13 protein-coding genes and 2 tRNA genes are annotated in these 12850 nt (G+C 64.7%); 3 read left to right on the forward strand and 12 right to left on the reverse strand.

Annotated features, from left to right (window positions below):
- Positions 1–98: 98 nt before the first annotated feature.
- The 3 genes from JY96_RS04905 to JY96_RS04915 all read left to right on the forward strand — a co-directional run bounded on the left by JY96_RS04905 (position 99) and on the right by JY96_RS04915 (position 3206).
- Positions 99–572, forward strand: coding sequence for a DUF1854 domain-containing protein (locus JY96_RS04905; protein ID WP_035035468.1), 474 nt, complete (start codon positions 99–101; stop codon positions 570–572).
- Between the two features lie 59 nt (positions 573–631).
- Entirely contained in the window at positions 632–2497 is a 1866-nt protein-coding gene (locus tag JY96_RS04910) for a B12-binding domain-containing radical SAM protein (protein ID WP_052162144.1), read from the forward strand.
- A 142-nt stretch (positions 2498–2639) separates the two neighbouring features.
- Positions 2640–3206 carry a hemerythrin domain-containing protein gene (locus JY96_RS04915; protein WP_081961040.1) on the forward strand — a complete coding sequence of 189 codons (567 nt, stop codon included), beginning with the start codon at positions 2640–2642 and terminating at the stop codon, positions 3204–3206.
- A 25-nt stretch (positions 3207–3231) separates the two neighbouring features.
- Here the strand turns inward: JY96_RS04915 and JY96_RS04920 are convergent, their stop codons facing one another.
- The 12 genes from JY96_RS04920 to rlmH all read right to left on the reverse strand — a co-directional run bounded on the left by JY96_RS04920 (position 3232) and on the right by rlmH (position 12831).
- Complete coding sequence (locus tag JY96_RS04920) at positions 3232–4368, reverse strand: GGDEF domain-containing protein (RefSeq protein WP_081961041.1); 1137 nt, start codon at positions 4366–4368, stop codon at positions 3232–3234.
- A 333-nt stretch (positions 4369–4701) separates the two neighbouring features.
- Positions 4702–4777, reverse strand: a tRNA-Lys gene (locus JY96_RS04925).
- A 104-nt stretch (positions 4778–4881) separates the two neighbouring features.
- Positions 4882–4957, reverse strand: a tRNA-Lys gene (locus JY96_RS04930).
- A gap of 38 nt (positions 4958–4995) precedes the next feature.
- Positions 4996–5796, reverse strand: coding sequence for a ThiF family adenylyltransferase (locus JY96_RS04935; RefSeq protein ID WP_200883434.1), 801 nt, complete (start codon positions 5794–5796; stop codon positions 4996–4998).
- A gap of 7 nt (positions 5797–5803) precedes the next feature.
- The gene (gene ybgF / locus JY96_RS04940) at positions 5804–6622 is read right to left on the reverse strand and encodes a tol-pal system protein YbgF (protein WP_052162145.1); all 819 of its coding nucleotides are present in this window, start codon (positions 6620–6622) and stop codon (positions 5804–5806) included.
- A 17-nt stretch (positions 6623–6639) separates the two neighbouring features.
- Positions 6640–7212: a peptidoglycan-associated lipoprotein Pal gene (gene pal / locus JY96_RS04945; RefSeq protein WP_052162146.1), complete on the reverse strand. Its 573-nt coding sequence runs from the start codon at positions 7210–7212 to the stop codon at positions 6640–6642.
- A gap of 40 nt (positions 7213–7252) precedes the next feature.
- A complete protein-coding gene (gene tolB, locus JY96_RS04950; protein ID WP_081961042.1) occupies positions 7253–8575 on the reverse strand; it encodes a Tol-Pal system beta propeller repeat protein TolB in 1323 nt (440 codons plus the stop codon).
- A 137-nt stretch (positions 8576–8712) separates the two neighbouring features.
- A complete protein-coding gene (gene rng / locus JY96_RS04955) occupies positions 8713–10215 on the reverse strand; it encodes a ribonuclease G (protein WP_035035470.1) in 1503 nt (500 codons plus the stop codon).
- Positions 10216–10227: 12 nt separating this feature from the next.
- A complete protein-coding gene (locus tag JY96_RS04960; protein ID WP_052162898.1) occupies positions 10228–10911 on the reverse strand; it encodes an NAD(P)H-binding protein in 684 nt (227 codons plus the stop codon).
- A gap of 11 nt (positions 10912–10922) precedes the next feature.
- Positions 10923–11546 carry a nucleoside triphosphate pyrophosphatase gene (locus tag JY96_RS04965; RefSeq protein WP_035035471.1) on the reverse strand — a complete coding sequence of 208 codons (624 nt, stop codon included), beginning with the start codon at positions 11544–11546 and terminating at the stop codon, positions 10923–10925.
- 26 nt (positions 11547–11572) lie between these two features.
- Positions 11573–12301 (reverse strand): hypothetical protein, encoded by a 729-nt coding sequence (locus JY96_RS04970; protein ID WP_035035473.1) that lies wholly within the window; start codon positions 12299–12301, stop codon positions 11573–11575.
- A gap of 62 nt (positions 12302–12363) precedes the next feature.
- Entirely contained in the window at positions 12364–12831 is a 468-nt protein-coding gene (rlmH, locus tag JY96_RS04975; protein WP_035035476.1) for a 23S rRNA (pseudouridine(1915)-N(3))-methyltransferase RlmH, read from the reverse strand.
- Positions 12832–12850 lie beyond the last annotated feature (19 nt).

Genomic DNA, 12850 nt, shown 5'->3' on the forward strand with positions numbered 1-12850 from the left:
GCACCGCCAGCGGACCGGCGAAGCCGGATCCGCGGCGGTCGCTGGATCTGAGCTGAGGCAGGCAACGGGTGTTGCGCATGCCAGCATGGAGAACGTACATGACGACACCCGCTTTCACACTGCAACGCAACACCTTCGGCCGACTGGTCTTCACCGGTGCGGACGGCGAGCCGCATACCGGCGTGGTGCCCGTGCGGGCGTTTCCGATTGCGGCGCCTGACGAGGGTGTGTCCATCGTCAGCACGGATGGGCACGAGCTGGCCTGGATCGACCGCCTCAGCGCGCTGCCCACCGCCCTGCGCACCCTGCTGGAAGAAGAACTCGCCAGCCGCGACTTCGCACCGGCCATCCAGGCGATCAAGGCCGTGTCCACCTTCTCGACCCCCAGCACCTGGACGGTGGACACCGACCGCGGCCCCACCGAGTTCGTGCTCAAAAGCGAAGACGACATCCGCCGCCTGGGCGAGGGCAAGCTCATGATCACGGCCGGGCACGGCGTGAGCTTCGTGGTGACGGATCGCCTGGCGCTGGACAAGCACTCGCGCAAGCTGCTTGAGCGCTTTCTGTTCTGACCTACTCAGGCCTGCCCGTGACTTCTACCCCGTTCCGCGTGCTGTCCGTCATCCCCCCGATGACGCAGCTCAACACGCCTTATCCATCGACCGCTTACCTCACGGGCTTCCTGCGTTCACGCGGCGTGGATGCCGTTCAGGAAGACCTGGCCCTCAAGTTGGTGCTGCGCCTGTTCACACGCGAAGGCCTGCATGCCGTGCTCGAACGCGTCAAGGCCATCCCGCACAAACAACGCACCCCCGCCCTGCGCTCATTTGAAGAGCAGTTCGAGCGCTACAGCGACACCATCGGCCCGACCATCCGCTTCCTGCAAGGCCGTGACCCGACGCTGGGCCACCGCATCTGCAACCGCAGCTTCCTGCCCGAGGGCCCGCGCTTTGATGCCATCGACGCCTACACCATCGGCGAAGAAGGCGACGACCCCATCGGCTGGGCCTTTGGCGCCTTGGGCATGCACGACCGTGCCAAGCACCTGGCCACGCTCTACCTCAACGACCTGGCCGACGTGCTGCGCGACGCGGTGGATGCACGCTTCCAGTTCGTGCGTTATGCCGAGTCACTGGCCGCCAGCCAGCCCACGTTTGACCCGCTGGCCGAGGCGCTGGCCGCCCCGCTCAACCTGGTGGACGAACTGCTGTGCGAGTTGACGCTGGAGGCGATCAAGGCCCACCAGCCCCGCCTGGTACTGGTCTCCGCGCCTTTTCCTGGCAATGTGTACGCGGCCTTCCGCATCGCCCAGGCCATCAAGGCCTTCGACCCCAGCATCGTCACGGCCTTGGGCGGTGGCTTCGTCAACACCGAGTTGCGTGAGCTCAGCGAGCCGCGCGTGTTCGACTACTTCGACTACGTCACGCTGGACACGGGCGAGCGCCCTTTGCTGGCCCTGCTCGAACACCTGCAAGGCCAGCGCGGCCCGCAACGCCTGGTGCGCACCTTCGTGCGCGACGCCAGCACGCAGCAGGTGAAGTACACCAACTGGGCCGAGCCCGACGTGCCCTTTGCCGAAGTGGGCACGCCCACCTGGGACGGCCTGCCCCTGAACGAGTACCTGTCCCTGCTGGACATGCTCAACCCCATGAACCGCCTGTGGTCCGACGGGCGCTGGAACAAGCTCACCATCGCGCACGGCTGCTACTGGAAGAAGTGCAGCTTCTGCGATGTCAGCCTGGACTACATCGCCCGCTACGAAAACGCCACCGCCGAAATCCTGGTGGACCGCATCGAGGCCATCGTCAAGGAAACAGGCCAGACGGGCTTCCATTTCGTGGACGAGGCCGCGCCGCCCAAGGCCTTGCGTGCCCTGGCGCAAGAGCTCATCAAGCGCAAGGTGCAGATCTCCTGGTGGGGCAACATCCGCTTTGAAAAGTCCTTCACACCCGAGTTGTGCCAGTTGCTGTCGGACAGCGGCTGCATCGCCATCTCGGGCGGCCTGGAGGTCGCCTCCGACCGCCTGCTCGCCTTGATGAAAAAAGGCGTGTCGGTGGAACAGGTCGCCAAGGTCACCCGTTCGTTCACCGAAGCCGGCGTACTGGTGCATGCCTACCTGATGTACGGCTTCCCCACGCAAACCGTGCAGGACACGGTTGATGCGCTGGAGTACGTGCGTCAGCTGTTCGAGAACGGCTGCATCCAGAGCGGCTTCTTCCATCGCTTTGCCTGCACCGTGCACTCGCCCGTGGGCCAGAACCCCGATGAATACGGGGTGACGCTGCAGCCGCTACCCCCGGTATCTTTCGCCAAGAACGACGTGGCCTTCATCGACCCCACCGGCGTGGACCACGACGCCATGGGCGCTGCGCTCAAGAAGGCCATCTACAACTTCATGCACGGCGTGGGGCTGGAGTCGGATGTGCGCAGCTGGTTCGATGTGAAGGTGCCCCGCCCTACCGTGCCGCGCAACCGAATCACCAAAGCCCTGGCCTGAAATTACCCTGGATCAAGAAAGAGATCCCAATCGGACTACAGCCAAGCGTTGACTTAGCGCAAGCCAGGCCGGCGGCGGGTGTCGAGAATCGAACTCAGTGATATCCCTCACACCTCAACCAACCTGCCTGCAGGAGCCCGTCATGTCCGCCGTTCTCCAGACCTCTGCCTCCAACGCTGCCATCCCTCGCGGCCGTGCGATTGAACCTTTTGACGTGCTGGATGCCTGCCACCAGCAACTGGTGACCGCCTTGCAGCAAATGGGGGATCTGGTCGTCTACCTGCAGGAACACGGGGTGGATGGCAAGGCACAGGAAATGGCCCGCGCGATCTTCCTGTTCTTCATGAACACGGCCCGTCAGCACCATCTCGACGAGGAAAAGCACATCTTCCCCGCTCTGATCAGCAGTGGCGATGACGAATTGGTGCGCCACACACTGCGCCTGCAGCAGGACCATGGCTGGATCGAGGAAGACTGGCTCGAACTGGCACCGCAGTTCGAATCGATTGCCGCGGGCTACAACTGGTTCAACATCGACCAGTTGTCACATGCCGTGCCCGTGTTCCAGGCCCTCTATCAGGACCACATGGCCCTGGAAGAGTCCCTGATCTACCCCGAGGCCAAGGCGCGCATCGCCGAGTGGGATCTGCAAGGCATGGGGCGTGAAATGGCCCTGCGCCGCCGAGGCGCCACCAAGGCCGCGGGGTAAACACGGCTCAAGCCAGCACCGGCGCTCAGGCCGCCGACACACCCGGCTGGCCTGCGGTGCGCAGCGGCAACTCCGTGACATTGGCCCTGGCCTGCGCCAGCGCCTCGGCCCTCGCACGCTTGTTTTCGTACATGCGCTCGTCGGCCTCGCGGATCAACTCGTCCAGGCTCATGTAGTGGTCGGTCCCGGTCTGGCTGATGCCCACGCTCAAGGTCACGCCGGGCAACTGCTGGCTCAAGCCCTCGCTCAGCCTGTTCCAGTAGATGGTCTTGGCTTCGGCCTCCGTGCAGTTGGGCAGGATGACCAGGAACTCGTCGCCGCCATAGCGGAAACACAGGTCCTCGCTGCGACCGATGGTGCGCAGCAACTCGCCCGTCTTGGTCAGCACATCGTCGCCCGCCAGGTGGCCGTGCTTGTCGTTGATCTGCTTGAAGTCGTTGACGTCCAGATAGACCAATGACACGGGCTCGCTGCGACGCTTGGCCGCGCGCAAGGCATGCTCGGCGGCCTCATCCAGATGCCGGCGGTTGAACAGGCGCGTGAGCGGATCGGTGCGGGACAGATCCTGCAGTTGCTGGGTGCGCTCGCATACCTTTTTCTCCAGGCTCTGCGCATACAACTCCAGCCGCGTCTTGGACGACTCGATCTCCTGCATCATGCTGCGCAGGTAGATGTCGAAGACCAGGGTCATGTCGAAGAAGAACAGCTTGTCCAGGGCCGCGATCACGGCGCGCCGGTTCGGTGAATCCGGCACTTCGCTGGAGATGGTCTTCACCAGCATGCCCCGCAGCGAGTGCACGGAGGCCAGGTAGAGCTTGGGGTCCACGCCGATGCGCTTGTGCCCCAGGCCAATGTGCAGGCGGTTGTTGACGTACTCGGCGTCGTAGATGCCGCAAAACAGATCCAGGATATAGCGACGCTGCGCCACCTGCATGCGCTGCAAGGTGTCGGCGTCCCCGATCAGCAGCATGATCTCGGGGATCTCCATCTGCTGCTTGTAGAAATCGTCCACCAACTGATGGGAGCGCCGGTCAATGAGCGCCCGCACGCTGAGCAGCGCCGTCACGTCTTCTTCCGAGAACGACAACAGCGATTTGCGCTGGTCGATTTCAAAATCAGCGATGCGCAGTTGCTCCAAAAGCGTCTGCTGGGTGATTTGCATGAGCGACCTCTCTGTTGTTCGGGCAGCGCATCCGCTCAACGGGCATCAGGAGGTGCTGCCAACCAAACCTGACGCGATCTACCAGCCCTTGCCTACCCGACCCCTTGATGGAGACCGAATTTGCGAGTTCTGCGGGATCATTGTGCGTAGCACACAGGGAGGCGGCAAGAGGAAACGGCCCCGTTTGGCACCAAGCCAGGCCGCAAAGTGCGCAATAGTGCACACGAACAGCCAATGCGCGAGCCTGAAAAGAAGCTGAAAGGGCTATAAGGCTTTTTCAGGCGCGCAAAAAGTAAAAAGGGACCAGCTCGTTAGAACTGATCCCTCAAATTTTGGTGGGCCCTGAGTGACTCGAACACTCGACCAACGGATTAAGAGTCCGCTGCTCTACCAACTGAGCTAAGAGCCCGCACCTGGTATCTTCTTGCGAAGACCGCTAGAACTGATTATCTAGCGAAGACTTAGATTATATACACAGTTTTTGTGTCCAACCCAAGTCTTTGAAAAATTTTTTGGTGGGTCGGGCGAGACTCGAACTCGCGACCAACGGATTAAAAGTCCGCTGCTCTACCGACTGAGCTACCGACCCCCGAAAAGCCTAAGACTATAACACAGCTTTTCGCTGCTTCAGGCCTTGAGCAAGGCTTCGATCATCTGCGCAGCCGCCACCATGCCGAAGGTGGCCGTGACCGTGACACTGGAGCCATAACCGGCGCAGTTCAGCGAGCCATCCCCTGGTGCAGCATCACCGGTGTCGCAGCTGTCTTGAGGTGGCAACACGGCCTCACGCGAGAACACGCATGGCAGGCCCATCCTCCCCTTGCGCGCACCGCCATGGCGCTGGCGCCAGCGTTGACGCAGGCTGGCCAGCAAAGGGTCGTGCGTGACCTCGGCCAGGTCGGCCACTTCCACCAGTTGCGGGCGGGTCTTGCCGCCAGCGGCGCCCACCGCCACCACGGGCTTGCCGTGCTGCTGCGCCCAGGCCGCGATGGCCGCCTTGGCCCGCACCTGGTCACAGCAATCGATCACACCATCGATGTCCTGCGCTTGCAGCAACTCGGCCACATTGGCCTCGTCCACGAACTCTTCGATGGCCTTGACCACGCAGCCCGGGTGGATGAGTGCAATGCGGTCCTTCAGCGCCAGCACCTTGGCCTGCCCGAAGGTGGTCTCCAGGGCATGCACCTGGCGGTTGACGTTGGACTCGGCGATGTTGTCCAGATCGATCAGCGTAAGTTGCGCGACACCACTACGCGCTAATGCCTCGGCCGTCCAGGAGCCGACACCGCCTACCCCGACCACGGCGATGCGCGCAGCGCGCAAGCGTTCGTAGCCTGACAGGCCATGCAGGCGGCGCAAGCCACCAAAGCGTCGGTCGGGGTCAGGCTGGCTGGCCGCGGCCAGCAGGTCATCGCTCAATGAAGTCACGGGCAGCTCAACGGGCCTTGCGCTTCTTGTCCGTGTGCGCGGCGGGCATCGTCAGCAAGCGGTCACGCGCGGCCTGCGCGGCTTCGGTCTGCGGGTACTGCTTGATCAACAGCTCCAGCGTCTTGCGCGTGTTCTCGTTGTCTTTGAGCTCGCCATAGCAGTTGGCGATCGACAGCAAGGCTTCAGGTGCGCGCACGTGGTCAGGCGCGCGGTCGAGCAATTGCTTGAAGGCGCTGATGGCTTCCTTGTAGTCGCGCAGGCCGTATTGGGCATTGCCCAGCCAGTACAGCGCCGATTCACGGTAGCCTGTGGTCGGGAAGCGCTGCACCAGCCCGTTGAGGCCCGCTGCACCACCGGCAAAGTCAGCGGCACGCAAGCGCGCCAGGGACTCGTCGAACAGGCGCTTCTCGTCCGGGTCCACCTTGAAGGTCTTGCCGTCCAGCGTCACGGACTGGGGCTCCAGCTTGCGCACGCGCTCGTCCAGCGCGCCCTGCACGTCCTTTTGCTTGCGCTGCAGTTCGGACACGTCGCGCACCAGCACCTCGTTGATGCCTTGCTGCTTGGCCAGGTCACTGCGCAGCTGTTCGAGCTGGGCGTTCATGTCCAGCAGGCTGCGCTTGAGCTGGTCGACCTGGGTGGTCAGTGCGGCGAGCTTGGCGTTGGTGGCATCCGCATCCTGGGTGCGCTGCATGCGCACTTCGAGGATGGCGCGGCGCGCCTCGTCGTCCTCAAACAGGCCGGCGTGGGCACCCGTACCGGTCAGCAAGGTGGCCATGGCCAACACGAGAGGCCGCAGGCGAACAGACATGGGAGAGGCAAAGCGCATGGCGAGTCCCTTGGAGATCAACGGTCCTTGATTTCAGCGCGGCGGTTCTTGGCCCACGCCTCTTCATTGCTGCCTTGCACGGCCGGGCGCTCTTCACCGAAGCTCACGGCTTCGATCTGGTCACCCGACACGCCCAGCAGGGTCAGCGATTTCTGCACGGCTTCGGCTCGGCGCTGGCCCAGGGCCAGGTTGTACTCGCGGCCACCGCGTTCGTCGGTGTGGCCTTCGATCACGATCTTCTTGCCCTTGGCGGCCATCAGGCGCTTGGCGTGGCCTTCAATGGCGCTGCGGAACTCTTCCTTGACCACGTTGCTGTCGAAGTCGAAGTAGATGACGCGGGCCAGGCCGATGTCGGCACCCGCGTTGTCGGACGGGGCCACCACCACGGGCGCCACGTTGGTAGACGGCACCGAGTTGTTGTTGGCGCCGTAGCCACTGCCGCCGGGGCGCGTCGCATCGGTGATGGGGGCGGCACCGTTGCCGGCCTTGTCGTCGAGCTTGACGGTCGAGCCGCAACCACCCAGCAACAGGGCGGCCGAGGCCAGCAGGGAAAGGGCAAACAGGCGAGAGGTCTGGCGAGCTTGAATCATGCGAGGCTCCTGGGATCTGAAGAAAGGGCGGGCGGCGCGTTCAACGCCGGGACGGGTTCAACTGCGGGCCCCACACGGGCTCCCGCACATCGGCTTGAGGGGTGGCCAGCTTGGCCTTGATGCGGCCGTCCAGCGAGGTGGTCATCAGCACGTCGCGCCCCTGAGCGCGCGAGGCATAGATGATCTGCTTGCTGTTGGGGGCAAAGCTGGGGCTTTCGTCATCACGGGTGTCGGTCAGCATCTTCACGCTGCCACTGGCCAGGTCCATGAGGTGCACGCGGTAGGCACCACCATCCACCTGGCCGATGTAGGCCATGTAGCGGCCATCCGGGCTGATGGCCGGGCTGATGTTGTAGCTGCCGGAGAACGTGACGCGCGTGGGGCTGCCACCTGATGCGGGCACCCGGTAGATCTGGGGCCCACCCCCACGGTCGCTCACGAAGAAAACGGTGCTGCCATCGGGCGACCAGGTGGCCTCCGTATCGATGGCTGCGCTTTGCGTCAGGCGGCGCAGGCCTCCACCATCCACGTTGATGACGTACAGCTGCGAGCCACCGTCACGGCTGAGCGTGACGGCCAACTGGCGGCCGTCAGGCGACCAGGCCGGCGCACTGTTGCTGCCCTTGAAGCCGGCCACCACACGGCGGCGGCCCGAGGACACGTCCTGCACAACCACCACGGCCTTGCCGCCTTCAAAGGACACATAAGCCAGCTGGCGGCCATCCGGCGACCACGCGGGCGAGATGATGGGCTGCGCACTGGTCAGGGCCGCCTGTGTGCCCTCGCCGTCCGAGTCGGCAATCACCAGCGTGTGCTGGCGCCCGACCTTGCTCACGTAAGCGATGCGGGTGGCGAACACGCCTTTGTCGCCGGTGAGCTTTTCATAGACTTCGTCAGCGATGCGGTGCGAGGCCTGACGCAAATCACCAGCCGGCACGACCAGGCTGAGCCCGCCCATGTCCTGGGCCTTGAGCACGTCCCACAGGTGGTAGCGGATGTCGAAGCGGCCATCGGCCAGCGGCGTCACCGAGCCGGCCAGCAGCGCGTCGGCGCCCTTGCTGCGCCAGTCGCTCAAGGGTGGGCGCCCCACCTCATCGAGCCTGTCGGCACTGGCATCCAGCGATTTGAACAGACCGCTGCGCTCCAAGTCGGCCTTGATGATGGCCGACAGGGGCTGGGGCGAGCGCGCCTCGTCACGGAATTTGCCGATGGCAATGGGGATCTGGGTGGCCCCCACGCCGGAGATCTCGACGCGAAACTGGGCGTGCGCCGCATGGAGCGGCCAGAGTGTGGCGCCCGCTGTCAAGGCGAGCCCGCCGAACAGGCCACCGAGGGCCGAACGACGCGAAACAGGGAGCTGCATGGGTTCCGTCACTCAGACAGGCAGAGTCAAACTAACCCCAATTGTGCCCCCTCCTGAGCGGAAGTTCCTCGCATCAGCCCAGGAACCCTGCGCCCAGGATGTCAAGCAATGTAAATCCGGTCAGCAGCGGGCAACCGTCACAGCAGCACGATGTCGTACTGCTCCGGCGACATCGAAGGCTCGGCCTGCAGCGACACGGGCTTGCCGATGAAATCGCTCAGGCCCGCCAGGTGCTGGCTTTCCTCGTCGAGCAGCATCTCGACCACGGTGGCACTGGCCACGACGCGGAACTCCTTGGGGTTGAACTGGCGCGCCTCGCGCAGGATCTCGCGCAGGATGTTGTAGCAGACAGTGCGCGCCGTCTTGACCTGCCCCCTGCCCTCGCAGGTCGGGCATGGCTCGCACAGCATGTGCGCCAGCGACTCGCGGGTGCGCTTGCGCGTCATTTCGACCAGGCCCAGCGGCGAGAAACCGCTCACGGTGTGTTTGGTGCGATCCTTGGCGAGCTGCTTGCGGAACTCCGAGAGCACGTTGTCGCGGTGGTCCTCGCGCAGCATGTCGATGAAGTCGATGATGATGATGCCGCCCAGGTTGCGCAGCCGCAGCTGGCGGGCAATGGCCTGGGCCGCTTCCAGGTTGGTCTTGAAGATGGTGTCGTCGAAGTTACGCGCACCCACATAGCCGCCGGTGTTGACGTCAATCGTGGTCAGCGCTTCGGTCTGGTCGACGATCAGGTAGCCGCCGGATTTGAGGTCCACGCGGCGCGCCAGTGCCCGTTCGATCTCGGTGTCGATGTTGTAGAGATCGAAGATGGGGCGCTCGCCCTTGTAGTGGTGCAGCTTGTCGACCGCCGATGGGGTGAACTCGGCACCAAAGGCCTTGAGCGCGTCGAACTGGATCAGCGAATCGATGCGGATGGTGGTGACCTCGTCATTGACCAGATCACGCAGCACGCGCTGGGCCAGGTTCAGCTCCTGGTACAGCAAGGTGCCCGGCGCAGCCCTGAGGCCATGCTCACGGACCGTCGCCCAGGTCTTGCGCAGGTAGGCGATGTCGGCCGCCAGTTCTTCGTCCGTGGCGTCTTCGGCATTGGTGCGCAGGATGAAGCCGCCCGAGCGGGTGCGGCCCTCTCGGTTATCGGCCTCGCCGATCAGCCGCATCATGCGCTCGCGCAACTGGTCGCGCAGCTCGGGCGAGCCGATCTTTTGAGAGATGCCCAGGTGGTCGTCCTGCGGCAGGAACACCAGCAAGCGCCCCGCCACACTGATCTGCGTGGACAGCCGCGCACCCTTGGTGCCGATCGGGTCCTTGATGACCTGGACCATCAGCGTCTGGCCCTCGTGCACGCGCTTTTCAATCGGCGTCTGCACTTCGCCGGAGCGCGGATGCGGCTTGGCCTGCCCGTCTTCACGGTGCAGGTCGGCCACGTGCAGGAAGGCGGCGCGTTCCAGGCCGATGTCGATGAAGGCCGATTGCATGCCGGGCAGCACGCGCACGACCTTGCCGGCGTAGATGTTGCCGACCAGGCCGCGCTCCAGGGTGCGTTCAACGTGCAACTCCTGCACGGCCCCACCTTCAATGAGGGCGACGCGGGTTTCCTGGGGGGTCCAGTTGATGAGGATGTCTTGTGAGCTGGGCATATGCCCCGCAATTTACCGCATGCGGCGCAAGGCGATGTTGTCCAGCACATGCCAGCCCGGCTTGCCGGCTCGCGCAGACGCCAGCAAACCCGCTGCCACTTGCGCATCCCGCACGGGCTTGTAACGCGCCGGCATCAGGAAGCCCAGCTTCAGGGCGATGCGCTCGCCCGTGCGATGCTCGGTGCGATCCCCCGCCAGGAAGGACGGCCTGGCCACCGAGACATGCTCGAAGCCCATGGCCTTGATGGCCTCTTCCAGCTCGCCCTTGGTGCGGCTGTAGAACACCTTGGAGCGGGCACTGGCACCCAGCGCGCTGACCAGCATGAAACGACAGGCACCTTGTGCCTTGGCCAGTTGGGCGATCTGCAGGGGGTAGTCGAAATCGACCTGACGGAAAGCGGCTTGTGACCCGGCCTGCCGAATGGTGGTGCCCAGAGCGCAGAACACCCAGTCCACATCGAACCAGTCGGCCTGCGCTTCGAGGCGCTCGAAATTGGCCTTGCAGATGCGCAATTTGTCCAGGCCAGACACCGCCATGTGTCCGGGGCCCAGCATCTCGACGGGCGCCAGGTCCCGGCGCACCAGGGCGCGCACTTCGGCCACCATGGGGTCGGCCAGCAACTGCACCAGCGCTTGCCGCCCGACCAAGCCGCTGGCGCCGGCCAGCAAGACACGCACGCCGCTTGAGCTTGCCATGTTGCCCTCGCTCAAAAGCGCCAGCCCAGGGGCTTGAGCAGCTCAGCCGTTTCGAACAGGGGCAGGCCCATGATGCCGCTGTAGCTGCCGTCCAGGTGCTGCGTCCAGGCGCCCGATCGGCCTTGGATGGCATAAGCACCGGCTTTGCCCATGGGCTCGCCGCTGGCCACATAACGCGCGATCTCGTCGGGTGACAGCACGCGCCATTGCACATGCGACACGCTCAAGCGCAACTGGCCATTGACCACCACCGCGGTCAACACCTTGTGCGACTGGCCCGACAACTTGGCGAGCATCTCGGCCGCATGGGGGCCATCGGCCGGCTTGCCCAGGATCTCGTCGCCCAGGGCCACCGTGGTGTCGGCGCACAGGATGGGCGCCTCAGGCCAGCCGCCCTGAGCGGCACGCCTTGCGCGGCGCGCCACCGCGGCCTCCCACTTGGCCATCGTCACGCGCTGCACATAGTCTTCAGGGCATTCGCCCGGGCGTTCGGCTTCAAGCGATTCGGCATCCTCATCCGGATCGGGCAGGAGCAACTCATGGCGCACGCCCAACTGATCCAGCAGTTGTCGACGGCGAGGGCTTTGAGAGGCCAGGTAGAGCCAAGGGCTGGCCGTGAATGCGGGCAAGGTCATGCCCACATCCTACGGCAAGCGCCGGCTCACTGTCGTGCCTTGTCGCACACGCTTTCTGGCAAGGGCATGGACAGCAGCCACATCGTGCGCTGCGAGGCGCGCGCCATCGGCAAGGCAGTCTGTGCGACCGGCTGCGCCGCAGCGGCATCGCCCACCAGGCCCTGCAGGCCCTCCGGCATGGCTTGCACCTGGTCCATGGTGATCCACGCCGCCACGCAAGGCCCGCGCTCCTGCACGAAATCTGCGGGCGGGGGCAAATCCACCGAGTTGGCCGTCCAGGTGCTGTCGCGCTCATTCACCTGGGCCAGGATGCCGGCAAGGTGGTCATCCCCTGTGATGACGCGCAAAGGCTGGCTGCCGTAGCGTTGATGCAGGTCGGCAGAGATCTGCTCGGCGGGGCGGTCCGTCCAGCAGCTCTTGCAGCGCTGGGCGTTGATGTCAGGCACCCACCAGCGCAAGGCAGACGCCCCGATGGTCACGGCCACCAGGGCCCAGGTCAGCGCCACGGCACGCGCTCGCCAGGGGGCCAGGCGCTCGTCCCCATCCAGGATCTGCCAGGCTTTCACGCACATCCAGACCGTGGTGCCGGGGATCACGGGCCACAACCAGCGCGGCGTGAAATGGGAGGCTCTCATCACCACCATGATGACGATGAGGATGGACAAGCCGCAGACCGTCTGCCAGCCCAGCCAGCGCCCGACATCGGCGCGCACCGCACCGCCCTGGTCGGCAGGCGATCGAACGCGCCATGCCATAGGCCAGCACCCAGACCGCCACAGCCACCCAGGCACTGAGCAGCGTCGGTCTTTTGAAAAAATCAGGCACGGTGATAAGGGTGGTTGTTGCGCAAGGACCAGGCGCGGTAGAGCTGCTCCAGCAGGAGCACGCGCGCCAGGGCATGCGGCAAAGTCATGTCGGACAGGCGCATGGCCTCGTCCGCTGTCTTCTTGAATTGAGGGTCGATGCCATCGGCCCCGCCAATGATCAGCGCCACATCGCGGCCATCATTGAGCCAGGCCTCGGTGCGCTCGGCCAGCTGCACACTGGTCAGGCGCGTGCCACGCTCATCCAGAATGACCCGGCGCACGCCGCGTTCCAGGGCCGCCTCCATGCGCGCCGCCTCGGCCTGCATGATGGCGGCCACTGGCTTGCCTTCGCGAGGCTCAGCCTTGAGCGCCTTGACCTCCACCTTCCAGTCAGGCGGGAAGCGCTTGAGGTAGTCCTCACACGCTTCGTTGGCCCAATCGGGCAGGCGGTGGCCAATGGTGACGACAGTGAGCTTCATGGCCCGATGACCTCTGGGT

This window comes from Aquabacterium sp. NJ1 (assembly GCF_000768065.1).
In the GTDB taxonomy this organism is placed as follows: domain Bacteria; phylum Pseudomonadota; class Gammaproteobacteria; order Burkholderiales; family Burkholderiaceae_C; genus Aquabacterium.